21 protein-coding genes are annotated in these 24,584 nt (G+C 54.3%); 15 read left to right on the top strand and 6 right to left on the bottom strand.

Translation table 11 applies throughout. The annotated features are described in order from the left end of the window. Positions 1-62 precede the first annotated feature (62 nt). On the top strand, positions 63-971 hold the full coding sequence (gene mak, locus ACQ29O_RS16735) for a fructokinase (RefSeq protein WP_001219274.1): 909 nt from the start codon (positions 63-65) through the stop codon (positions 969-971). A gap of 21 nt (positions 972-992) precedes the next feature. On the opposite strand, the gene araJ is transcribed toward mak, so the two are convergent. From araJ to sbcD, 3 genes are all read right to left on the bottom strand, one after another. Beyond that, positions 993-2,165, bottom strand: a complete 1,173-nt coding sequence (gene araJ / locus ACQ29O_RS16730) for an MFS transporter AraJ (protein WP_000755625.1) — start codon at positions 2,163-2,165, stop codon at positions 993-995. A gap of 172 nt (positions 2,166-2,337) precedes the next feature. Beyond that, positions 2,338-5,478 (bottom strand): exonuclease subunit SbcC, encoded by a 3,141-nt coding sequence (gene sbcC / locus ACQ29O_RS16725; RefSeq protein WP_001575692.1) that lies wholly within the window; start codon positions 5,476-5,478, stop codon positions 2,338-2,340. Next, on the bottom strand, positions 5,475-6,677 hold the full coding sequence (gene sbcD, locus ACQ29O_RS16720; RefSeq protein WP_001221258.1) for an exonuclease subunit SbcD: 1,203 nt from the start codon (positions 6,675-6,677) through the stop codon (positions 5,475-5,477). Before sbcD ends, sbcC begins: the two co-directional genes overlap by 4 nt. 212 nt (positions 6,678-6,889) lie before the next feature. Between sbcD and phoB the strand changes: the two genes are divergently transcribed. From phoB to malZ, 5 genes are all read left to right on the top strand, one after another. Then, the gene (phoB, locus tag ACQ29O_RS16715; RefSeq protein WP_000113921.1) at positions 6,890-7,579 is read left to right on the top strand and encodes a phosphate response regulator transcription factor PhoB; all 690 of its coding nucleotides are present in this window, start codon (positions 6,890-6,892) and stop codon (positions 7,577-7,579) included. A gap of 69 nt (positions 7,580-7,648) precedes the next feature. After that, complete coding sequence (gene phoR / locus ACQ29O_RS16710) at positions 7,649-8,944, top strand: phosphate regulon sensor histidine kinase PhoR (RefSeq protein WP_020937102.1); 1,296 nt, start codon at positions 7,649-7,651, stop codon at positions 8,942-8,944. A gap of 408 nt (positions 8,945-9,352) precedes the next feature. Continuing rightward, a complete protein-coding gene (gene brnQ, locus ACQ29O_RS16705; protein ID WP_000149626.1) occupies positions 9,353-10,672 on the top strand; it encodes a branched-chain amino acid transporter carrier protein BrnQ in 1,320 nt (439 codons plus the stop codon). Between the two features lie 74 nt (positions 10,673-10,746). Further along, positions 10,747-12,117, top strand: coding sequence for a proline-specific permease ProY (gene proY / locus ACQ29O_RS16700; protein WP_001747251.1), 1,371 nt, complete (start codon positions 10,747-10,749; stop codon positions 12,115-12,117). A 161-nt stretch (positions 12,118-12,278) separates the two neighbouring features. Then, positions 12,279-14,096 (top strand): maltodextrin glucosidase, encoded by a 1,818-nt coding sequence (malZ, locus tag ACQ29O_RS16695; protein WP_045161147.1) that lies wholly within the window; start codon positions 12,279-12,281, stop codon positions 14,094-14,096. 71 nt (positions 14,097-14,167) lie between these two features. Here the strand turns inward: malZ and ACQ29O_RS16690 are convergent, their stop codons facing one another. Then, positions 14,168-14,770, bottom strand: coding sequence for a peroxiredoxin (locus ACQ29O_RS16690; RefSeq protein ID WP_000244731.1), 603 nt, complete (start codon positions 14,768-14,770; stop codon positions 14,168-14,170). Between the two features lie 209 nt (positions 14,771-14,979). Further along, the gene (acpH, locus tag ACQ29O_RS16685; protein WP_001009858.1) at positions 14,980-15,561 is read right to left on the bottom strand and encodes an ACP phosphodiesterase; all 582 of its coding nucleotides are present in this window, start codon (positions 15,559-15,561) and stop codon (positions 14,980-14,982) included. Between the two features lie 93 nt (positions 15,562-15,654). Between acpH and queA the strand changes: the two genes are divergently transcribed. The 9 genes from queA to ACQ29O_RS16640 all read left to right on the top strand — a co-directional run bounded on the left by queA (position 15,655) and on the right by ACQ29O_RS16640 (position 23,545). Continuing rightward, positions 15,655-16,719, top strand: coding sequence for a tRNA preQ1(34) S-adenosylmethionine ribosyltransferase-isomerase QueA (queA, locus tag ACQ29O_RS16680; RefSeq protein WP_001266523.1), 1,065 nt, complete (start codon positions 15,655-15,657; stop codon positions 16,717-16,719). A 196-nt stretch (positions 16,720-16,915) separates the two neighbouring features. Continuing rightward, positions 16,916-18,043 (top strand): tRNA guanosine(34) transglycosylase Tgt, encoded by a 1,128-nt coding sequence (tgt, locus tag ACQ29O_RS16675; RefSeq protein WP_000667302.1) that lies wholly within the window; start codon positions 16,916-16,918, stop codon positions 18,041-18,043. A gap of 22 nt (positions 18,044-18,065) precedes the next feature. Then, positions 18,066-18,398: a preprotein translocase subunit YajC gene (yajC, locus tag ACQ29O_RS16670; RefSeq protein WP_000007628.1), complete on the top strand. Its 333-nt coding sequence runs from the start codon at positions 18,066-18,068 to the stop codon at positions 18,396-18,398. A 27-nt stretch (positions 18,399-18,425) separates the two neighbouring features. Beyond that, entirely contained in the window at positions 18,426-20,273 is a 1,848-nt protein-coding gene (secD, locus tag ACQ29O_RS16665) for a protein translocase subunit SecD (protein WP_000934811.1), read from the top strand. A gap of 10 nt (positions 20,274-20,283) precedes the next feature. Continuing rightward, positions 20,284-21,255, top strand: a complete 972-nt coding sequence (secF, locus tag ACQ29O_RS16660) for a protein translocase subunit SecF (protein WP_000046629.1) — start codon at positions 20,284-20,286, stop codon at positions 21,253-21,255. Positions 21,256-21,399: 144 nt separating this feature from the next. Then, positions 21,400-21,765 (top strand): VOC family protein, encoded by a 366-nt coding sequence (locus ACQ29O_RS16655; RefSeq protein WP_000793035.1) that lies wholly within the window; start codon positions 21,400-21,402, stop codon positions 21,763-21,765. A gap of 25 nt (positions 21,766-21,790) precedes the next feature. Further along, positions 21,791-22,483 carry a helix-turn-helix transcriptional regulator gene (locus tag ACQ29O_RS16650; RefSeq protein WP_000198318.1) on the top strand — a complete coding sequence of 231 codons (693 nt, stop codon included), beginning with the start codon at positions 21,791-21,793 and terminating at the stop codon, positions 22,481-22,483. A gap of 169 nt (positions 22,484-22,652) precedes the next feature. Continuing rightward, positions 22,653-23,000, top strand: a complete 348-nt coding sequence (yajD, locus tag ACQ29O_RS16645; protein ID WP_000974818.1) for an HNH nuclease YajD — start codon at positions 22,653-22,655, stop codon at positions 22,998-23,000. 437 nt (positions 23,001-23,437) lie between these two features. Further along, positions 23,438-23,545 carry a type I toxin-antitoxin system toxin Ldr family protein gene (locus tag ACQ29O_RS16640; RefSeq protein WP_000176312.1) on the top strand — a complete coding sequence of 36 codons (108 nt, stop codon included), beginning with the start codon at positions 23,438-23,440 and terminating at the stop codon, positions 23,543-23,545. Positions 23,546-23,629: 84 nt separating this feature from the next. Here ACQ29O_RS16640 and ACQ29O_RS16635 read toward each other — a convergent pair whose 3' ends face one another. Further along, a complete protein-coding gene (locus ACQ29O_RS16635; protein WP_000752021.1) occupies positions 23,630-24,493 on the bottom strand; it encodes a nucleoside-specific channel-forming protein Tsx in 864 nt (287 codons plus the stop codon). Positions 24,494-24,584: the final 91 nt, after the last annotated feature.

Raw genomic sequence — 24,584 nt, 5'->3', positions numbered from 1 at the left:
CATTGCCAATCAGAACGGTGAATTCTACCCTGTTGATATTCCCAAAAAATGAGGAGCGGTATGTGCGTATTGGTATCGATTTAGGCGGCACAAAAACGGAAGTCATTGCGCTTGATGATGCAGGAGAGCAGCGGTTTCGCCATCGTCTGCCTACGCCGCGGGAGGATTATCAGCAAACGATAGAAACCATCGCTACGCTGGTCGACATGGCGGAACAGGCGACCGGCCAGACCGGTAGCGTTGGCATTGGCATTCCCGGTTCTCTCTCGCCTTACACCGGCGTGGTGAAAAACGCTAACTCTACGTGGCTTAACGGCCAGCCGTTCGATAGCGATGTGAGCCGTCGTCTGAAGCGTGAAGTGCGGTTAGCCAACGATGCCAATTGCCTGGCGGTATCAGAGGCGGTAGATGGCGCGGCGGCGGGGGCGCAAACGGTATTTGCGGTGATTATCGGTACCGGGTGCGGCGCGGGCGTAGCGCTAAATGGCCGGGCGCACATCGGCGGCAACGGTACGGCAGGCGAATGGGGCCACAATCCGTTGCCGTGGATGGATGACGATGAGTTGCGTTACCGCGAAGAAATTCCCTGTTATTGCGGTAAACAAGGCTGTATCGAAACCTTTATTTCCGGTACGGGATTCGCCACGGATTACCAGCGTTTGAGCGGTAAAACGCTAAAAGGCGATGAGATTATTCGTCTGGTCGACGCGCAGGACGCCGTGGCGGAACTAGCGATAAGCCGTTATGAGCTACGGCTGGCGAAGGCATTATCTCATGTCGTGAATATTCTGGATCCGGAGGTCATTGTGCTGGGCGGCGGTATGAGCAATGTTGAGCGCCTGTACAAAACGGTTCCGTCGCTGATGAAATCGTTTGTTTTTGGCGGCGAGTGCGAGACGCCGGTACGTAAGGCGCGGCATGGCGATTCGAGCGGCGTGCGCGGCGCGGCCTGGCTGTGGCCGCTGGCGTAACGTTGTTAGCCGGATGGCGCGTCATCCGGCAACCGGCGTGACCGATGGCTGCTTGTGTTTTAGACGTCCGTATACCAGCAACGACGACATGGCGGAAAACGAGAGCAGGGCGGCGGGAAGCGCCACATAGTGGTACGCAAAACCTAGCGTCAGCATCAGCCCGCCGCACCAGGCGCCAATCGCGCTACCGAGATTAAACGCGATTTGCCCTCCCGCCGCGCCCAGCAGTTCGCCGCCTTTGGCGTTTTGCAGCAGCAGGATTTGCAGCGGCGCAGAGAGCGCAAACAGACCAGCACAGCAGATAAACGCGAAAGTCAGCGATGCCGTTTTGTATCCGCTGAAGAAAAAGAGCGCCATGAGAGAGAGCACGATAACGAGGTCAGTCACTACCGCGATGCGCAGCGGAGTATATCTGCCGGAGAGTTTGCCGCTTAACAGATTGCCTAACACCATCCCCAGCCCGACCAGCATCATAATAAACGTCATGCTCGTCTCCGAAAAACCGGAGATGTACATCATAAATGGCTTGATATAGCTGAACCAGGCAAAAACGCCCGCATTGCCGAACATCGTGGCGGCGAAAATGAGCCACGGCGCGGGGCTACGCAAGAAGTGAAACTGTTCGCGCAGGCTGCCTTGGGCTTTGTCACGGATATCCGGCACCCAGAAGAAAATTGCGGTGAGCACGGCGATGTTGAAAACCGCGATCAATAAAAAGGTGTAGCGCCAGCTAAATTCCTGGCTCAGGTAAGTGCCGAACGGAATGCCCACCAGATTCGCCACCGTCATCCCTGAAACCATACCCGCGACGGCGGCGGTGACTTTCCCGGGGCGGATAATCTTTGACAGGACAATGGCGCCGACGCCAAAAAAGGCGCCGTGCGGAAAGCCGGAAACCAGTCTGCCGACGGCGAGCATCAGATATGACGAGGAAAAGGTAAATATGGCATTGCCCATCACGCACAGCGTGACCAGAAACAGCAGTATATGTTTAAGCGAAAAGCGGCTGGAAAAGAGCGCCATAACAGGCGCGCCCAGCACGACGCCGAAGGCGTAAAACGAGATCATATGCCCGGCGGCGGGAATCGTTATTCCGACATCGCGTGCCAGCTCCGTCAGCACGCCCATAATGCCAAACTCGGCCATCCCCAGGCCGAACGTACCCAGCGCCAAAGAAAAAATAACTTTTTTCATACCACCTGCCGAAAATGAAGACGCATGTCGCGCGCTGCGGCTATGAATTGTCACAGCCAATCAACGTATAGCTTGCGGATAAGCGCGAGGTAATACCATTCTTTATTCGTCTTTGTGTATTCATTATTATGCTATGTCATGACGGTATGCTGTGTGCAGGATGACATTCGCGTTACTCCACGGCAAACGCTTTGTCCAGTTTGCTATAACCAAGCCCATTGATTTTTTTCACTTTTATCTGCACAGGGATACGTTCTTTCATGGCTTCCACGTGGCTAATCACACCGATGGTCTTCCCGCTGGCATTCAGCGCGTCGAGCGCATCCAGCGCGGCGTCCAGCGTTTCGCTATCAAGCGTGCCGAAGCCTTCGTCGAGGAACAAAGAATCAATGCGCGTTTTATGGCTGACCAAATCTGATAACGCCAGCGCCAGCGCCAGGCTGACCAGGAAACTTTCGCCGCCTGATAACGTTCGCGTATCGCGCACGGCGTCGGCCTGCCAGGTATCGACAACCTCCAGTTCCAGCGCGTCGCTGGCTTTGCGCTGCAATAAATAGCGGCCATGCAGGCGGGTGAGCTGATGATTCGCCAGCCAGACCAGATTATCCAGCGTCAGTCCCTGGGCGAATTTGCGGAACTTATCACCTTCTTTAGAGCCGATCAGCGCATTGAGATAGCCCCAGTCTTCCACTTGCTGAGAGGCTTGCTTCATTTCCGCCATCAGCGCGCGTTGGCGCTGCCGATTATCTGCATCCTGTTTAATTTGCTGGCGGATTTCCCCCTGGCGTGTCGTGTTTTCGCGCAGTTGTTGCGCCAACTGCGTCAGCCGCTGCGCGAGCTGCTCCGCCGTACACGTTGGGTCCAGACCAGCGGGCGGCTGTTGCTGATGGTCAGCCAGCGCCTGCGCGGACTGCGCGCTTAACGCCTTCGCTTGTTGTAGCTGACTTTCCAGCGTTTGTTGTTGTTTTTCCAGACGGGTCACGGTCTCTTCATCCAGCAACGCCGCCAGGAACGTTGCCTGGCTGTCAAACGGGCTATTTTTTAACGCCGCATCAAAGTGCGCTATCGCCTCGGCGGCGCGCTGCTGCTCCTGCGTCGTCTGTTCCTGCAGGGTTTGCAACTGGCTTTGTAATGACACGCACTCATCATGCGCCTGCCGCCAGTTATCCAGCGGCACGTCGTCGTCGGAATCCGCGGTATCCGTTTGCGGTAGCGTCTCCAGCAACGGGGCAAGCCTGTCGATCTGCATTTGCAAATCCGCGAACTCGGTCTGACGCTGTTGCCATATTTTCGCTTCGTCGGCGCGCTCATTCAGCCACGAAGCCTCGTCTTCTGGCGCTGGAAGGGAAAGCGTATACTGCGCCAAATCAGCCGTCAGCGACGCCTGACGCTGCGCAATCTGCGCGGTAAAGCGCGCTACCTGTTCAGTATGCGCCGCGATTTGCGTTTGTAGAGCATGACGCTGGCTGAGCTGATCCAACTGTTGCTCATGCTCTTCCGCGGCGGTCAGCCAGCCCGCGAGGTCTTCTTGCGGCTGGAGCTGAACGCCCAGCGTAGCGCACAGCGTTTGCCATTCCTCAGTAAGCGCTTGCTCCTCCTGCAACAACGACTGCGCCTCGCTTTCATCCCGCTGTAATTGTTGCGTTAAGGCATCTAACTGTCCTCGCAGCGCAGCGCCTTCTTCCGCCAGCGTTTTGACCTCTTTTTCCAGCGCGTCGCGGCGGGTTTGATTCGCGCTCAGCTCCAGCGCCTGATAGGCGGCGATGGCGGGGTGTGTCGTCGAGCCGCAAAGCGGGCACGGCTGGCCGGACTGTAAGTGCGCCCGCTGGCTTTCCAGATCTTTGATGCGCGCCTCCTGCTCGCAAATAGTGCGAACGTCCGCAAGCTCCTGCGCTTTAGTCTTATAACTCAGGCGCTTATCCGCCAGACGTTGGGTGTATTGCGCCTGCTCCTGATGATGACGCGCGATAGCTGCCTGTAGCTGCGCCTGACGCTTTTGTTTCGGGAGAATTTGCCCCTGAAGCGCGGCGAGACGATGGCGTAGCGGACGCTGCCGAGTATGCAATGCCCTGGCTTCCGCCAGCGCCTGTGGCGTGAGGTCGAGCGTGAGCGGCGGTAGCGCATCACGCTGACGCGTATCGCTCAGCAACTGCTGTTGCCATTGGCTCAGTTGCGCCCGATCGTGGGATTGTTGTGTTAATAATGCTCGCCACCCCGCCAGTTCGCTGCGCCAGATGCGGATGCCGTCGTGTTCCGCCAGCCATGTCTTCAACCGCTGCCCTGTGGCGTTCAGTTGCGTGAATTGTCGATGCGCGCAGGCGCGGATACGCCGGCGCAGGCGATACGCGCTTTGTAAGCGAGCATTCACTTCATCACTGTGCTGGCGAACACGCTCAACGGCGCGGGTTTGTTCCTGAATACGCTCCCAATGCGGGCGCAACTGGCGAGCGGGTTGCGCCAGAGTCAACGCCGCGAGCTGCGGCTGCGCTTTTTCTCGCGCCTCTTGTGCCGCGTACAGCGCCTGCTGCCGGGCGTGTAATTCAGTGTGGAGCTCGTTTTTTCGGGTCAGCCAGTGAAGGTGCTGCTGCTGTACCTGCTGGTCGGCCAGCAGGCGTTTCTCTTCGTCAGTAAGCGCCTGCAAACTAGCTTCCAGTTGCTGTAACTGTTCGTCCGCCAATAGGGCGACGCCGCTGGCCTGCGCTTGTAACTTTTCCAGTTCGAGACGGGCTGATTTATGTTTTTCAAATACCTGTGCGGAGATCTGCCCGTAAATCTCAGTGCCGGTGAGCTCCTCCAGAAGCTCTGCGCGCTCTTTCGCTTTGGCGTTAAGAAAGGCGGCGAACTGCCCCTGTGATAACAACATCGAACGGGTGAAGCGCCCGTAGTCCAGCCCGGTCAACGTGGCGATCATCTCCAGTTTATCCTTTACCTTATCGGCAAAGATCTTTCCGTCTGAACACCGCGCCAGCTCCACGCGTGGGGCCTGGAGATTGCCGTCAGGCTGATTTCGGGCTCGGTTCTGGCTCCAGAACGCGCGCCAGGCTTCGCCTTTTACCTCAAACTCCACTTCGGCCAGACATTCCGCCGTATCGCGCGTCATCAAATCGTTTTGCGATTGCGATACCGTATTCAGGCGCGGCGTTTCGTGGTACAACGCCAGGCAGATGGCGTCAAGCAAGGTGGTTTTTCCCGCGCCGGTCGGGCCGGTAATGGCGAATAACCCGTTACTGGCAAACGGTTCGGCGGTAAAATCGACCTTCCATTCTCCTTTCAGCGAGTTCAGGTTTTTCAGACGCAAACTGAGAATTTTCATGCCTCATGCTCCTCATTCAACGCGTAGAGCGTGCTGGAAAAGAGCTGATTCAGGCGCTCGCGCTGCGGGGTATCTAACGCTTCCAGCGCCAGACGCCGCGCAAAAACCTCTTCCACGCTAAGCTCGCTTAATGTTTCCCGCCGCTCGTTCGCCAGCGAGCGCTCGCGCTGTTCGCGGCTACGGCGCACCAGTAATACCTCTACGGGGAGTGACTCCGTTAATGTCTGTATTTTGCGTTGGATATCGTGCAGATAGTCATCGGTTGTGATTTCAATATCCAGCCAGACGGGGGGCGATTGCTCAACGCCGCGCCACTGCTCAAGCTGTTCGGTAATTGATGCCAGGTCGCCTTTTAAAACCGCCAACGGTTGAGTCACGGGGACAGCCAGACTTTCGGTGCTTTGCCATTTCCCCTGGTCGAAGGTCACCAGATGCACGCATTTGCTTTTGCCGCACTCATCAAAGCTGAGGGCGATGGGCGAGCCGCAATAGCGGATATGCTCCGTGCCGCCGACACATTGCGCGCGGTGAATGTGTCCTAATGCGATATAATCTGCGGGGGGGAAATGCTGCGCCGGAAAGGCATCCAGCGTACCGATATAAATGTCGCGAACCGCATCGCTTTTGCTGGCGCCGACGGTGGTTAAATGTCCCGTCGCGATAACCGGCAGCTTTCGTTCGCCGCGTAGCTGGCACGCTTCCTGATACTGCTGTTGATAATAATCGGCAATCGCATGAAGAAGTTGCTGCTGTTTCTCGCTGCCGGATAACCCCGCCTGACTGGTAATAATGTCGCGCGGGCGCAAAAAGGGAATGGGGCACAGTACGGCGCCCGGAGAACCGTCGCGACGATGAAGTAGCCGCGGCGCATAGCCCGCGCTGGCGATCACGGTTGTATTGAGAAACGCCAGAATGTCGCGCGACTCGTTTAGCGTGGCGACGGAATCATGATTACCGGCCAGCACCACCAGATGACAGCCCGTTTGCTGTAAATTAACGACGAAACGGTTATAAAGTTCTCGGGCATAGCTTGGCGGCGAACCGGTATCAAAAATATCGCCAGCGACAATAATGGCATCCACCTGATGGGCCTGCGCGGTCTCCAGCAGCCAGTCCAGAAAAGCCTGATGCTCCGCGGCGCGGCTTTTACTGTAGAAATTTTGTCCCAGATGCCAGTCAGAGGTGTGGAGGATGCGCATAATTGTTCCATGCAAAAAAAGCGTGAACGGGATTATACACGTCATCCCTTCCATTTTTGGGCGCAATTTACCGCCGGTACACGGTAATGCACGGTTTCACCGGTGTCATAAATCATCAACATGCTGTCAATGCCGCCTTTTTTTCATAAATCTGTCATAAATCTGACGCATAATGGCGCGGCATTGATAACTAACGACTAACAGGGCAAATTATGGCGAGACGTATTCTGGTCGTAGAAGATGAGGCGCCGATCCGTGAAATGGTGTGCTTCGTGCTCGAACAAAATGGCTTTCAGCCCGTAGAAGCCGAAGATTATGACAGTGCGGTGAATAAACTTAATGAACCCTGGCCGGATCTCATCCTTCTTGACTGGATGTTGCCCGGCGGGTCAGGGTTACAGTTTATTAAACATCTCAAACGTGAAGCCATGACCCGGGATATTCCTGTGGTTATGCTGACCGCAAGAGGTGAGGAAGAAGATCGTGTGCGCGGGCTGGAAACCGGCGCTGACGATTACATTACCAAGCCGTTTTCCCCCAAGGAGTTGGTGGCGCGCATTAAAGCCGTTATGCGGCGCATCTCGCCGATGGCGGTCGAAGAGGTGATCGAGATGCAGGGACTGAGCCTTGATCCCGGCTCTCACCGCGTGATGACCGGCGACAGCCCGCTGGATATGGGGCCGACCGAATTTAAATTACTCCATTTCTTTATGACGCACCCGGAACGGGTTTACAGTCGCGAGCAGCTACTCAATCATGTCTGGGGCACCAATGTGTACGTTGAAGACCGGACGGTCGACGTGCATATTCGCCGTTTGCGTAAGGCGCTGGAGCACAGCGGCCACGACCGGATGGTGCAAACGGTACGCGGGACAGGGTATCGTTTTTCGACCCGCTTTTAATGCCTTTTCCGCCAGTAGAACACAGGTTTCTGGCGGAGAAGGCTTTCCATTCTTGAGGGAGTATGACGCGTGCTGGAACGGCTGTCATGGAAAAGGCTGGTGCTGGAGCTGGTGCTCTGTTGCATCCCCGCGCTTATCCTTAGCGCTTTTTTTGGTTATCTGCCGTGGTTTTTACTGGCGGCGGTGACGGGACTGCTTGTCTGGCATTTCTGGAATTTGTTACGCCTCTCCTGGTGGCTTTGGGTCGACAGAAGTATGACGCCGCCGCCGGGACGGGGAAGTTGGGAACCGCTGTTATACGGTTTACACCAGATGCAGTTGCGAAATAAGAAGCGTCGCCGCGAGCTGGGGAACCTGATTAAACGTTTTCGCAGTGGCGCGGAGTCGCTGCCTGATTCCGTGGTACTGACCACAGAAGAGGGCGGCATTTTTTGGTGTAACGGTTTGGCGCAACAGATACTGGGGCTACGCTGGCCGGATGACAACGGGCAGAATATTCTCAATCTACTGCGTTATCCGGAGTTTACCCAGTATTTAAAAACGCGTGATTTCACCCGTCCGCTTCATTTGGTGCTCAATACCGGGCGGCACCTGGAGATCCGCGTCATGCCTTATACCGATAAACAACTCCTGATGGTGGCGCGCGATGTGACGCAAATGCATCAGCTTGAAGGCGCCAGACGTAACTTTTTCGCCAACGTTAGCCATGAGTTGCGTACGCCCTTGACGGTATTGCAAGGCTATCTGGAAATGATGCAGGAACAGGCGCTGGAAGGGGCGACGCGAGAGAAAGCGCTGCATACGATGCGCGAGCAAACGTATCGTATGGAAGGGCTGGTAAAACAACTGCTTACGCTGTCTAAAATTGAGGCGGCCCCGGCGCTGTTATTAAATGAAAAAGTGGATGTACCGATGATGCTGCGGGTCGTGGAGCGTGAAGCGCAGACGCTCAGCCAGCAGAAACATACCTTTACGTTTGAGGTCGACGATAGTCTTAGCGTTCTGGGCAACGAAGAGCAGCTACGTAGCGCGATCTCAAACCTGGTGTATAACGCGGTAAACCATACGCCGGCGGGAACGCATATTACGGTGAGCTGGCGACGTGTCGTGCATGGCGCTGAATTTTGCATTCAAGATAACGGTCCGGGGATTGCTGCCGAGCATATTCCTCGTCTGACCGAACGCTTCTACCGCGTCGATAAAGCGCGTTCGCGGCAAACGGGCGGCAGCGGCCTGGGATTGGCGATTGTGAAACATGCGTTGAATCACCATGAAAGCCGCCTTGAAATCGACAGTTCGCCTGGCAAAGGAACGCGATTTAGCTTTGTGCTGCCGGAACGTCTAATTGCCAAAAATAGCGATTAATTGCCTTTCGTAAGTATAACTTTCCATAAGCCAGCGGATGCTGGCTTATTTTCTTTGCAGTTAAGACGGGCTCGTTGAAACATTCAACGTTTGGTGATTTTTTGTTCGCATGATTAGCCATAACTTTTTCATGAGAATGGTGTTTTATTCTGGTTGTAAATTTCATATCGCTATATTCATCTGGTTTTTAGATCCCACCTTGCTTTAAAACGTTATAAGCGTTTAAATTGCGCTTCAGGTGCTGTCATTACGACTGCATTTGCGCGGTAAATCGAAAAACAATTCTTCGCCGCATCGGTCCGGGAGCTTTTCCCGCTGAAATTGATAAAAAACGCCGCTTTATAATCCTCCGGGAAAGGCAAAAATTTTAATGTTTACAACATCACCATCCACAGGCAGTAAGACTTTATGACCCATCAGTTAAAATCGCGCGATATCATCGCCCTGGGCTTTATGACATTTGCGCTGTTCGTTGGCGCAGGCAATATTATCTTTCCTCCTATGGTCGGTTTGCAGGCGGGTGAACACGTCTGGACAGCCGCTATTGGCTTTCTGATTACCGCCGTAGGGCTACCGGTTCTTACTGTTGTGGCGCTGGCGAAAGTCGGCGGCGGCGTAGACAGCCTCAGTACGCCGATTGGTAAAGTGGCGGGACTCCTGCTGGCGACCGTTTGCTATCTGGCCGTCGGGCCGTTATTTGCGACGCCGCGTACCGCGACGGTGTCGTTTGAGGTCGGTATCGCTCCGTTGACCGGCGATTCTGCAATGCCGTTGCTGATTTACAGCGTGGTCTATTTCGCTATTGTTATTCTGGTTTCCCTCTATCCGGGTAAGCTGCTGGATACGGTAGGGAATTTCCTGGCGCCGTTGAAAATTATTGCGCTGGTCATCCTTTCCGTCGCGGCTATCGTTTGGCCTGCCGGTCCAATCAGCAACGCCCTGGACGCTTATCAGAATGCGGCCTTTTCTAACGGATTTGTGAACGGCTATCTGACGATGGATACGCTGGGCGCGATGGTGTTTGGTATCGTTATTGTGAACGCGGCGCGTTCTCGCGGCGTGACCGAAGCGCGCCTGTTGACGCGTTACACGGTCTGGGCCGGCCTGATGGCGGGCGTGGGGCTGACGCTGCTTTACCTTGCCTTGTTCCGCTTAGGTTCTGATAGCGCGACGCTGGTCGATCAGTCAGCGAACGGCGCGGCGATTCTTCATGCCTACGTTCAGCATACCTTTGGCGGCGCGGGAAGCTTCCTGCTGGCGGCGCTGATCTTTATCGCGTGTCTGGTGACGTCGGTGGGGCTGACCTGCGCCTGCGCTGAGTTTTTCGCGCAGTATATTCCGCTGTCTTACCGCACGCTGGTCTTTATTCTCGGCGGCTTCTCTATGGTGGTGTCAAACCTCGGACTGAGCCATCTGATTCAAATTTCCATTCCGGTGCTGACGGCTATCTATCCGCCGTGTATCGCACTGGTTGTATTAAGTTTTACCCGCTCATGGTGGCATAATTCCACCCGCATCATCGCGCCGGCCATGTTTATCAGTCTGCTTTTTGGTATCCTTGACGGCATCAAAGCATCTGCCTTTGGCGATATGCTGCCAGCCTGGAGTCAGCGTTTGCCGCTGGCGGAACAGGGACTGGCGTGGTTGATGCCAACGGTGGTGATGGTGATCCTGGCGATTATCTGGGATCGCGCGGCGGGTCGGCAGGTGACCTCCAGCGCTCACTAAAATCGCTGACATATGTGTACACCACGGGGCTTAACGCCCCGTGGTTTTTTATTGTGTTGATAGGTCAGAAATTGATGGAAAGCAATAATAAGCTAAAGCGTGGGCTGAGCACCCGGCACATTCGCTTTATGGCATTAGGTTCGGCAATCGGCACCGGCCTGTTTTACGGCTCGGCGGACGCCATCAAAATGGCGGGGCCGAGCGTGCTGTTGGCCTATATTATTGGCGGGGTCGCGGCATATATCATTATGCGCGCATTGGGGGAAATGTCCGTTCACAACCCTGCCGCCAGCTCATTTTCGCGCTATGCGCAGGAAAACCTCGGCCCGCTTGCGGGCTACATTACCGGCTGGACCTACTGTTTTGAGATCCTGATCGTCGCCATTGCCGACGTGACCGCGTTCGGCATTTACATGGGAGTCTGGTTCCCCGCCGTGCCGCACTGGATTTGGGTACTTAGCGTGGTGCTGATCATTTGCGCCATCAACCTGATGAGCGTCAAGGTGTTCGGCGAGCTGGAGTTTTGGTTCTCCTTCTTCAAAGTCGCCACCATTATTATCATGATTGTCGCGGGTATCGGCATCATTGTGTGGGGAATTGGCAACGGCGGGCAGCCGACCGGCATTCATAACCTGTGGAGCAACGACGGCTTCTTCAGCAATGGCTGGCTGGGAATGATCATGTCGCTGCAAATGGTGATGTTCGCTTACGGCGGGATTGAGATTATCGGTATCACCGCCGGGGAAGCGAAAGACCCGGAGAAATCCATTCCGCGCGCCATTAACTCAGTACCGATGCGTATCCTGGTATTTTATGTCGGCACGCTGTTCGTCATTATGTCTATCTATCCGTGGAATCAGGTCGGCACAAACGGCAGCCCATTTGTGCTGACGTTCCAGCATATGGGGATTACCTTTGCCGCCAGCATTCTGAACTTTGTGGTATTGACCGCCTCGCTTTCCGCTATCAACTCCGATGTGTTTGGCGTAGGCCGTATGCTGCATGGTATGGCGGAGCAGGGGAGCGCGCCGAAAGTCTTTGCCAAAACGTCACGCCGTGGTATTCCGTGGGTTACTGTGCTGGTGATGACGATTGCGCTGCTGTTTGCGGTTTACCTGAACTACATCATGCCGGAAAACGTCTTCCTGGTGATTGCCTCGCTGGCGACGTTTGCGACGGTATGGGTATGGATCATGATCCTGCTGTCACAAATCGCCTTCCGCCGTCGTTTACCGCCGGAAGAGGTAAAAGCGCTGAAGTTTAAGGTGCCGGGCGGTGTCGTAACGACGATAGCGGGTCTGATTTTCCTGGTCTTCATTATTGCGCTTATCGGCTACCATCCGGATACCCGCATCTCACTGTATGTGGGCTTCGCCTGGATAGTTCTGCTGTTGATTGGCTGGATGTTTAAACGCCGTCGCGACCGTCAATTGGCGCAGGCGTAGTCGTTTTTCTCTGCCTTATCCGGTCTGCAGACAATGGTAGGCCGGATAAGCGGAGCCGTTTCTCCTCCTGGAGTCTCCTCCCCTAATAAACCCCTGGATGATGAGTTATCCTTTAAATCTCTGTGGCAAGGTGGCCCCATTTTCAGTGGAGGGGATACGAGATGTTGAATGCCTGGCACTTACCGGTTGCCCCATTTGTGAAGCAACATAACGATAAATTAACCATTACGCTGTGGCTGAGCGGAGAAAATCCGCCGTCTCGCGTGACGTTGCGCTCAGAATTCGATAATGAAGAAATCTCACTGGCGATGCGCAAACAGCGCCGCCAGCCGCAGCCGGGCGTGACGGCGTGGCGAGCGACGCTCAATATCGCGTTAGGGCAGCCCCGTCGCCGTTACAGCTTTAAATTGCTTTGGCACGACCGCCAGCTTTGGTTTACGCCGCAGGGATTTAGCTGCTTTCCGCCCGCGCGTCTGGAACAATTTGCGGTTGATGTGCCGGATAGCGGCCCGCAGTGGGTCGCCGATCAAATTTTTTATCAGATCTTCCCGGATCGTTTTGCCCGCAGCCAGTCTCGTGAAGCCGGGCAGGATAAGGTGTATTACCACCATGCTGCCGGTCACGACATCGTGCGTAAAGAGTGGGATGAACCGCTCACTCCCCAGGCGGGCGGTTCCACCTTTTACGGCGGCTGTCTGAATGGCATTTGTGAGAAGCTGCCGTATCTGAAAAAACTGGGTGTCACAGCGCTATATCTGAATCCGGTATTTACCGCGCCGAGCGTCCATAAGTACGACACGGAAGATTATCGCCATGTCGATCCGCAATTTGGCGGCGATCGGGCGCTGCTACTCCTGCGGCGTGAAACGCAAGCACAGGGCATGAGGCTGGTGCTGGATGGCGTGTTTAACCATAGCGGCGACTCGCATGCGTGGTTTGACAGGCATAACCGCAGCACTGGCGGCGCGTGCCATCACCCGGACTCGCCGTGGCGTGACTGGTACTCCTTTTCACCACAAGGCGTGGCGCTGGACTGGCTGGGTTATCCGAGCCTGCCGAAACTCGATTATCAATCAGAAACGCTGGTCGATGAGATCTATCGCGGTGAGGACAGTATCGTTCGTCACTGGCTAAAGGCTCCGTGGAATATGGACGGCTGGCGGCTGGATGTCGTACATATGCTGGGCGAGGCGGGCGGGGCGCGTCATAATTTGCAGCACGTCGCCGGTATTACCCGGGCGGCAAAAGAGGCGCAGCCCGAAGCCTATATTGTGGGGGAACATTTCGGCGATGCGCGGCAGTGGCTACAGGCCGATGCGGAAGATGCCGCCATGAATTATCGCGGCTTCACCTTCCCGCTATGGGGATTTCTCGCCAATACTGATATCGCTTACGAACCACAGCATATTGATGCCCGGACCTGTATCGCGTGGATGGATAACTACCGCGCCGGGCTGTCACATCAGCAACAACTGCGCATGTTTAATCAACTCGACAGCCATGATACTGCGCGCTTTAAAACCCTGCTGGGTAAAGACGCGGCGCGCCTGCCGCTGGCGGTGGTCTGGCTGTTTACCTGGCCCGGCGTGCCATGTATTTATTACGGCGATGAAGTCGGCGTGGACGGCGCAAATGACCCTATGTGCCGCAAACCATTCCCGTGGGATGAACGCAAGCAGGACGGCAACTTGCTGGCGCTGTACCAGCGTATGGCGAAACTGCGCCAGAGCAGTCTGGCGCTGCGTCGTGGCGGATGCCAGGCGCTGTATGCCGAAGGTGACGTAGTGGTATTCGTGCGAGTTTATCAGCAGCAGCGGGCGCTGGTGGCGATTAACCGGGGCGAGGCCTGTGAAGTGGCGCTGGAAGCGTTGCCGTTGCTGAACGTGGCCGGATGGCAATGTAAAACGGGAAGCGGTGACATCCGCGAGGGAAGACTTAGTTTACCCGCGATTTCCGCGACGGTATGGATGAATCGTTGAGGCGAGGTGGTTCATAATACCTCACGCATAAAAAAGGCTCGCATTCGCGAGCCTTTTATCAATGCACTGACTTACAGGCTGGAAATGTTCTCAGCCAGGTATTTAGCCACGCCGTCCGGAGAGGCGTTCATGCCTTCTTTGCCTTTTTCCCACTGCGCCGGGCAGACATCACCGTGCTCTTCGTGGAACTGCAGCGCGTCGACCATACGCAGCATTTCGTCGATATTACGACCCAGCGGCAGATCGTTTACGACCTGGTGGCGAACAATACCGTTAGCGTCAATCAGGAAAGAGCCGCGCAGCGCAACGCCTTCGTCCGGGTGTTCGATACCGTAAGCTTTCTGAATTTCACGCTTCACGTCGGCGACCATTGCGTATTTCACCGGGCCAATGCCGCCTTTATCGACAGGGGTGTTACGCCATGCGTTGTGAACGAACTCAGAGTCGAAAGAAACGCCGACCACTTCAACGCCGCGCTTCTGGAATTCTTCATAACGTTTATCAAAGGCGATCAGCTCAGACGGGCAAACAAAAGTGAAGTCCATCGGCCAGAAGAACAGAACGGTCGTTTTACCATTGGTGTGTTGTTTGAAGTTGAATTTATCAACAATCTCACCGCTACCCAGTACCGCCGCAGCGGTGAAATCCGGGGCCTGACGAGTAACCAGTACCATAATAATTCTCCTGCAATATTAAGGGTTTTAGAACGCAACGCGGGCAGTATAGGGAGGGCGAAGCGACAAAACAATGCGGTCTTGACAATCAATGAGACAGCTTTTGCCTATCGATCGGGTCATTATAAATCGTAATGATGACCCTTTTATGACAGCGAACGATCTTTCTGCCAACGGCGGATCTGACGCACGCCCTCGCTATCAGGCCGTCACAGCGCTTTGCGGGCGGCCTGTGCCATCATACGCGGATAAAAATGCCAGAAGCGCTCTTCTAACGCGTCGTAGTGCGCGTCCAGATCGTACCAGGAATCACGCAAGGCATCCAGCCGGGGACGGCGATTCGCCATGCCATTCAGCACGTTTTGAATGAAATCCATATCGCGATACCGCTCTAACCATTTTTCTGACCAAAGATAATCATTCAGGTTGACAAAGCGCGGCGGGGAGTCGGGCAGAATCGTCGCGACCTGCGCATGGGCGTAGCCGACAAACGCCTGAAGTGGAAAATCGGGAGAGATTTGCGTCCAGTGACGCGATAAAAAATGATCCCACATGACGTCCAGCGTAATGGGCGCCACGCGCCGCGTTTCATGGCGGAACCACTCTCGCGCCTCACGAACTTCCGGCAGGTTGTCGGTCATGACGTCAATACGCCGATGCATATAAATACCCTCTACCACGTCAGGAGGATAATGCGTTGCCGGGTTACCGCGGACAAAATCGGCCAGAAGATTACCGGAAAGCGAGCTGTCGGCAAGGTGCGCCAGATGCAGGTGAGCAAGAAAATTCATTATTGATTCTCTGTCCAAAAAGCGGGTAACGGTTGCAGCGGGAACGCCCCGGCACTAGACTACCCGCCTCTTATTTTAGTCTGAGTCAGAGTCATGCGCGTTACCGATTTTTCCTTTGAACTACCCGAATCCCTGATTGCCCACTACCCACAGCCGGAACGCAGTCGCTGCCGTTTGCTGTCATTAGAGGGGCCGACGGGCGCGCTGACGCACGGTACTTTCACCGATCTGCTCGATAAGCTCAACCCTGGCGATTTGCTGGTCTTCAATAATACCCGCGTGATCCCGGCGCGGCTCTTTGGCCGTAAAGCCAGCGGCGGCAAGATAGAAGTGCTGGTCGAACGTATGCTCGATGATAAACGCATCCTGGCGCATATTCGCGCTTCTAAAGCGCCAAAACCGGGCACGGAACTGCTACTGGGCGACGACGAAAGTATCCACGCGACCATGACCGCGCGTCACGGCGCTCTGTTTGAAGTTGAGTTTAATGACCCGCGTCCGGTGCTGGATATTCTTAACGCCATCGGCCATATGCCGTTGCCGCCGTACATCGACCGCCCGGACGAGGACGCCGACCGCGAACTGTACCAGACGGTCTACAGTGAAAAACCGGGCGCCGTCGCCGCGCCGACCGCGGGGCTGCACTTTGATGAGCCGCTGCTGGCGGCGCTTCGTGAGAAAGGTATCGAAATGGCGTTTGTTACGCTACACGTAGGCGCGGGCACTTTCCAGCCAGTGCGTGTCGATACCATTGAAGATCACATCATGCACTCCGAATATGCTGAGGTGCCGCAGGAGGTGGTCGACGCGGTGCTGGCGGCGAAAGCGCGTGGCAACCGGGTTATCGCTGTCGGCACCACCTCGGTACGCTCACTGGAGAGCGCGGCACAGGCGGCAAAAAACGATTTGATAGAGCCGCTCTTCGGCGATACGCAAATCTTTATTTATCCAGGTTATCAATACAAAGTGATTGATGCGCTGATCACCAACTTTCATCTGCCGGAATCGACGTTGATTATGCTGGTTTCCGCATTTGCCGGTTATCAACACACCATGAATGCCTATAAGACTGCGGTAGAACAAAAATATCGCTTTTTTAGCTACGGGGACGCGATGTTTATCACGTACAATCCGCAGGCTATTTCTGAGCGTCCGTAAGAAGGCTATCTCACTTGCCATTTTGACGCCGGGCAGTGCTCGCCATCCTCACGTACTGCGTGTACGCTCCGGTGGCTGTGCGCTGGTCGACCCCAAACTGGCTGCGCCGATGACGCCTTCGGGAATTTATTAGCTATGGAATCATTCCGTAGCGAGTCGTTAAACGTCGGACTGTTTTTCTGACGCAGGAGTGATAATGAAATTTGAGTTAGATACCACCGATGGTCGCGCGCGTCGCGGTCGTCTGGTGTTTGATCGTGGCATAGTGGAAACGCCTGCTTTTATGCCTGTGGGTACTTACGGTACCGTGAAAGGCATGACGCCGGAAGAAGTGGAAGCGACCGGCGCGCAGATTATTCTCGGCAACACTTTCCACCTGTGGCTGCGCCCGGGTCAGGAGATCATGAAGCTGCATGGCGATCTGCACGATTTTATGCAGTGGAAAGGGCCGATTCTCACCGATTCCGGCGGCTTCCAGGTCTTCAGCCTCGGCGATATTCGTAAGATTACCGAGCAAGGCGTGCACTTCCGTAACCCGATCAACGGTGATCCGATTTTCCTCGATCCGGAAAAGTCGATGGAGATCCAGTACGATCTCGGTTCCGATATCGTGATGATCTTTGATGAATGTACGCCGTACCCGGCAGACTGGGACTATGCGAAACGCTCGATGGAGATGTCGTTGCGTTGGGCGAAGCGTAGCCGCGACCGTTTTGATAGCCTTGGCAATAAGAATGCGCTTTTTGGCATCATTCAGGGCAGCGTTTACGAAGATTTACGCGATATCTCGGTGAAAGGTCTGGTAGAGATTGGCTTTGATGGCTACGCTGTCGGCGGTTTGGCTGTCGGTGAGCCGAAAGCAGATATGCACCGCATTCTGGAGCACGTTTGCCCGCAGATCCCGGCTGACAAACCGCGTTACCTGATGGGCGTGGGTAAACCGGAAGATCTGGTGGAAGGAGTGCGTCGCGGTATTGATATGTTTGACTGTGTCATGCCAACGCGAAATGCCCGTAATGGTCATCTGTTTGTGACCGACGGCGTGGTGAAGATTCGTAATGCAAAGCATAAAAGCGACACCAGCCCGCTTGACGCCGAGTGCGATTGCTACACCTGTCGCAATTATTCACGCGCTTACTTGCATCATCTCGACCGTTGCAACGAAATATTAGGTGCGCGTCTCAATACCATTCATAACTTGCGTTACTACCAGCGTTTGATGGCGGGTTTACGCAAGGCTATTGAAGAGGGTAAATTAGAGAGCTTCGTAACCGAGTTTTACCAACGTCAGGGGCGACCCGTTCCACCTTTGAACGTTGATTAATTTTAATAATGAGGGAATTTGAATGAGCTTTTTTATTTCTGATGCGGTAGCGGCAACAGGTGCTCCAGCGCAGGGCAGCCCGATGTCTCTGATTTTAATGCTGGTGGTGTTTGGTCTGATTTTCTATTTCATGATCCTGCGCCCGCAGCAGAAGCGCACCAAAGAGCACAAAAAGCTGATGGACTCCATTGCGAAAGGTGATGAAGTTCTGACGAATGGCGGTCTGGTCGGTCGAGTGACCAAAGTAGCGGAAGCCGGCTACATTGCCATCGCGCTGAATGACACCACGGAAGTGGTTATCAAACGTGACTTCGTAGCTGCCGTTCTGCCGAAAGGCACCATGAAGGCGCTGTAATATTTCGTTTTCCCAAAGGGAACTGCCGTGTTAAACCGTTATCCTTTGTGGAAGTACATCATGCTGGTCGTCGTGATTATCGTCGGCCTGCTTTACGCACTTCCCAACCTGTATGGTGAGGATCCGGCTGTTCAAATCACTGGCGTGCGCGGCGTCGCCGCCAGTGAGCAAACGCTGATCCAGGTCCAGAAAACGTTACAAGAAGAAAAAATTCCCGCTAAGTCTGTGGCACTGGAAGAGGGCGCTATTCTTGCGCGCTTCGACACCACCGATACCCAGCTACGCGCCCGTGAAGCGCTGATGAGCGTGCTGGGGGATAAATATGTCGTGGCGCTTAACCTTGCGCCGGCTACGCCGCGCTGGTTGGCGGCTATTCACGCCGATCCGATGAAGCTCGGTCTTGATCTGCGCGGCGGCGTTCACTTCCTGATGGAAGTGGATATGGATACCGCGTTAGGTAAACTCCAGGAACAAAATATCGATAGCCTGCGCAGCGATCTGCGTGAAAAAGGCATTCCTTATACCACCGTTCGTAAAGAAAATAATTATGGGTTGAGCATCACGTTCCGTGACAGCAAAGCGCGTGATGAGGCGATCGCCTATCTGACGCCGCGTCATCGTGACCTGGTGATTTCCAGCCAGAGCGGCAATCAACTTCGCGCGGTAATGACCGATGCGCGCCTGAGCGAAGCGCGTGAATACGCCGTTCAGCAGAACATTAATATTCTGCGTAACCGTGTTAACCAACTGGGCGTCGCGGAGCCTGTCGTACAACGCCAGGGCGCAGACCGTATTGTGGTTGAGCTGCCGGGTATCCAGGATACCGCTCGCGCGAAAGAAATTCTCGGCGCGACCGCGACGCTGGAATTCCGTCTGGTGAATACCAACGTTGACCAGGCCGCCGCTGCTGCCGGGCGCGTACCGGGTGATTCCGAAGTGAAACAGACCCGCGAAGGTCAGCCGGTGGTATTGTACAAACGCGTGATCCTCACCGGCGACCATATCACCGACTCGACGTCCAGCCAGGATGAATATAACCAACCGCAGGTTAACATCTCGCTGGATAGCGCAGGCGGCAATATCATGTCTAACTTCACTAAGGACAATATCGGCAAACCGATGGCGACCCTGTTTGTGGAGTATAAAGACAGCGGTAAGAAAGACGCTAACGGTCGCGCCGTACTGGTGAAACAGGAAGAAGTGATTAACATTGCCAACATCCAGTCCCGGCTGGGTAACAGCTTCCGTATTACTGGTATCAGCAACCCGAACGAAGCGCGTCAGCTCTCGTTGTTGTTGCGTGCGGGCGCCCTGATTGCGCCGATTCAGATCGTTGAAGAGCGCACCATTGGCCCGACTCTGGGTATGCAGAACATCAAGCAGGGCCTGGAAGCCTGTCTGGCCGGTCTGGTGGTCTCCATCCTGTTCATGATCTTCTTCTATAAGAAGTTTGGTCTGATTGCGACCAGCGCGTTAGTGGCTAACCTGGTGTTGATTGTCGGTATCATGTCGCTGTTGCCGGGGGCAACGCTCAGTATGCCGGGGATTGCGGGTATCGTGTTAACCCTTGCGGTGGCGGTCGACGCCAACGTTCTGATTAACGAACGTATCAAAGAAGAGTTGAGTAATGGCCGCACGGTACAGCAGGCGATAAACGAAGGCTATGCCGGCGCGTTCAGTTCCATCTTCGATGCGAACATCACGACGCTGATTAAAGTCATCATTCTGTATGCCGTTGGTACCGGGGCAATTAAAGGGTTCGCGATTACGACCGGTATCGGTGTGGCGACGTCGATGTTTACCGCGATTATCGGTACGCGTGCTATCGTAAACCTGCTATATGGCGGCAAGCGCGTCACTAAGCTGTCAATCTGAGGAGTGCGATGTGGCACAGGAATACACTGTTGAACAACTAAACCACGGCCGTAAAGTCTATGACTTTATGCGCTGGGACTTCTGGGCATTCGGCATCTCCGGGCTGTTGCTGATCGCGGCTATTGTCATTATGGGCGTACGCGGGTTTAACTGGGGGCTGGATTTCACCGGTGGTACGGTAATTGAAATCACGCTGGAAAAACCGGCTGAAATGGACGTGATGCGCGAAGCGCTGCAAAAAGCGGGCTATGAAGAGCCGCAGTTGCAGAACTTTGGCAGCAGTCACGACATTATGGTGCGTATGCCGCCAACCGAAGGTGAAACCGGCGGTCAGGTACTGGGTAGCAAAGTGGTGACGATCATTAATGAAGCCACCAACCAGAACGCGGCCGTGAAGCGTATTGAATTCGTGGGGCCAAGCGTGGGCGCCGATCTGGCGCAAACCGGCGCTATGGCGCTGCTGGTGGCGTTGATCTCTATCCTCGTTTATGTCGGTTTCCGCTTTGAGTGGCGACTGGCGGCAGGGGTGGTCATCGCGCTGGCGCACGACGTGATCATTACGCTGGGGATACTGTCGCTTTTCCATATCGAGATTGACCTGACCATTGTGGCATCGTTGATGTCGGTGATCGGTTACTCGCTGAACGACAGTATCGTGGTCTCCGACCGTATTCGTGAAAACTTCCGCAAAATCCGTCGCGGGACGCCTTACGAAATCTTTAACGTGTCGCTGACCCAGACGCTACACCGTACGTTGATTACCTCCGGTACGACGTTAGTGGTAATTCTGATGCTGTACCTCTTCGGCGGTCCGGTACTGGAAGGCTTCTCGCTGACGATGCTGATCGGTGTCTCTATTGGTACGGCATCTTCTATCTATGTCGCATCGGCGCTGGCGCTGAAACTCGGTATGAAGCGCGAGCATATGCTGCAGCAGAAAGTCGAAAAAGAAGGGGCGGATCAGCCGTCCATTCTGCCGTAAACACGTATTTAAGTGTTATCTGAATCCCGGTCATACGATCGGGATTTTTTTTATGTACCATGACGATAAACATTACTGACAGTATGCTGTCAGGAGCCCTGTCATACACTCCTCATGAATTAATCCACACACGCAGGAGGATGTATGAAAAACTTGATTAACTGGTTTGAAATTCCAGTTACTGATATGGCGCGTGCAATCGCCTTTTATGAGCAAGTGATGCAGATATCGTTACGTCGGGAAACCATGGATGGGGCGGACCTGGCCGTATTCCCGTATGCTGAACCCGGACCCGGCGGAGCGCTGATAAAGCAGGATGATGTCGCTCCAGTTGCGCAGGGAGTCGTTATTTATCTGCATACCGCCGATTTGTTAGCCTCGATTGAACGTGTCGTCCTTGCTGGTGGCAAGTGTGTTCTGGAACCCATGGTTCCCGGAGATGACATTGGAACCATCGCGTTGTTTATTGACAGCGAAGGTAACCGAATAGGTTTACATCAACCTGCGTGATATTTGCTAAATGTAGAGAGTCAATATGACCAGACGCGCTGACCGTTTGTTTCAGATCGTGCAAATTTTGCGGGGTAGACGACTGACGACGGCAGCGCTGTTGGCACAGCGGCTTGCGGTTTCTGAACGGACGATTTATCGCGATATTCGCGATCTGTCGTTATCCGGTGTGCCTGTCGAAGGTGAAGCGGGGAGCGGATACCGTTTAATGGCGGGTTTTGATCTGCCGCCCTTGATGCTTACCCATCGTGAATCGGAAGCACTGATGGTGGCTATACGGTTATTGAAAACCTGGGGCGGCGATTCGCTATCGCGCGAGCTTGAATCCGCCCAGGAAAAAGTGTTGGCTATTTTACCGGAAGAGAGCCGTCGTAAAGCGGAGCAGACACGGATTTACGCTCCGGATTTGGGTACATCTCCACATTCGCGCAGCGCGTTTGATCTTATCCATCAGGCCGTTTCGGCGCAGCAGGTGTTGGCGCTACATTATCGTGATGAAGCGGGGCATCTCTCTTCGCGGGATATACAACCTCTGGGATTGTTTTTCTGGGGAGAGCACTGGCTACTGGTTGCCTGGTGTGAGAGACGGGAAGACTATCGGTGTTTTCGCCTCGATCGCTGTTTACAAATTACTCCGCTTAACCGGCGATTTCGTGAAACAATCGACCGTTCTTTGCGTGATTTTTTGCGTAAAGTTGAGCACGAAAAAATGCCGTAAGATGTGATAGCGATAACTCCAACGCTTGTAAAACGGGTTGATTGGTCATCAGTTTGCCTGAAATAGCCTTCCTTACCTGGATATATAAGTTGCACAGAATCATTGCTAAAAGCCCGGCTTCGCGGGAAACTGCGCATAACCCTTTGTATTATTCAGGTACCTGTTGATTATGGCTATCATCCCCAAAAACTATGCGCGCCTGGAAAGCGGCTATCGTGAAAAAGCGCTGAAGCTGTTTCCGTGGGTATGCGGACGTTGTTCCCGTGAGTTTGTGTATTCAAATCTGCGTGAGCTGACGGTGCATCATATCGATCATGACCACACCAATAATCCGGAAGACGGCAGCAACTGGGAGCTATTGTGCCTCTACTGCCACGATCATGAGCATTCTAAATATACCGAAGCCGATCAGTACGGTTCGACGGTCATTGCCGGGGAAGATGCGCAAAAAGATGTCGGCGAGGCGACTTATAACCCGTTTGCCGATCTGAAAGCGATGATGAACAAAAAGAAATAAGCAGGCTGCTGACAAAGTTGTTGGTGCTGTTGAATGTTAGGTTACGCTTCGCTCCACCCAACGGAATCCGCAATATAAATGAACTATTGGTTTTCGTAGATCGGATGCAATCCGACATTTTTTCAGCCCCGGAGTTTGTCGCCAGCCCCAAACGTCCTGTAACGCATACATTGTCACTGGAATCCCGATCGCAAGGTTGGGATTTTTTTGTTTTTAAGTCCTGCCGATACTGGCGAGCAGAGTAGAATCAGCGGTAAGCCGGGGCAACCCGGTGAGGCGCAATGTTGCGGGGGCTTGATCCCCGGTGGCCTTGTCGCTGGAAAGAGAAAACCCCCGCACATTGTTCGGTATTCACCGGCAACATTACGGGGGCTAACTTGACCCTAGACAAGTTGAGGATAGCCGCGAACCGTTGCCATTGCAACAAAGGCGGCAATATGACGCTCACAGAGTTGAGCATTACTATCTGGCACGATCTGGCGGCACCAACGCTGGTCGGGATTGCGACAGGTCTGTTTTTAGGCTGGTGGCATCGCCGGAAGTAATGTGAAGTGGGCGCGACTCGCCGCCGCATGGCAGCATGCGCCCGAAACGGGCCAGAAGACGACCTCTGGCCTTTTTTTGCAGGTTTAGAAGTTGTAACCCACGACCAGGTAGCCGCCCCAGCCGGTAGATTTCGCGCTGAAATCGCCGTCGCCCCAGTTCAGTTTTGCGCCATTCTGCCACTGTCCGCCGTTATGGAAGTAACGCGCAACGACCGAGTAGTGCCAGTGATCGTAGTTCAGCGCCAGGATATGGCTGGAAGCGATGGAGTTGCTGGTACGGTTCGGATCGTCGCCTAAATCAGATCCCCAGTCAAAGTTGGTAAAGCCGATATAGCTCAGTTTACCGCCCCACAGATCGGTGATGGGGACGAAGTATTTCACTTTGAAACGGTAGCCGTCCCATTCGTTTTCATTGGACGCGCCGTAGTTTTGCCACTGATATTTCGCATACACGTTCAGCGACAGACCCATCGGCAGGCCTGTGTCGATATCGGTCCCCAGACCCATATACCATGTGCTCTGGCGGCTGGCTTTGTTATCGCCCATATCGTAGATGTAGTTGTTGGCGAAATACCACTCTTTAAACGGGCCGAAGCTCAGGTCTGCGCCGGTCAGCTTATCAATCGAGAAACGCGGTTCGATTTCCATGAACAGCGGAGAACCGTCGGACCAGATACCTTTATCGTTGCCGTTACCCCAATCAAAGGTTTTGGGAATATCGATATAGCCGTAGAAATCAAACCAGTCTTTTTTGGCAAATGCTTCATATTCCAGATAGACGTCGTTGTTCAATTTCGGCGAGAAACGGGTATGGTAGCTGCCTACCACGTTTACGCTCTGGTGCCACCAGTCGGACAAATACTGCGGCTGATCATTTTCTGCTGCGTTAGCAGTAAAAGATGAGGTGAGCGCCAGCGCTGCGCTGACTGCGAGTAAAGTTTTTTTCATATGTATGCCACTGTTTGAAATCCCTTGCGGGAGTGAAAAGAACGCAATTTGCGTTTCTAAATATTTCGTGTTTCTGCGGAGCCTATTATAA

This window comes from Salmonella sp. GDC200615 (genome assembly GCF_050574145.1).
In the GTDB taxonomy this organism is placed as follows: Bacteria; Pseudomonadota; Gammaproteobacteria; order Enterobacterales; family Enterobacteriaceae; genus Salmonella; species Salmonella enterica.
The sequence above is the reverse complement of the archived record's forward strand: the minus strand, read 5'-3'. Positions and strand labels throughout refer to the sequence as shown.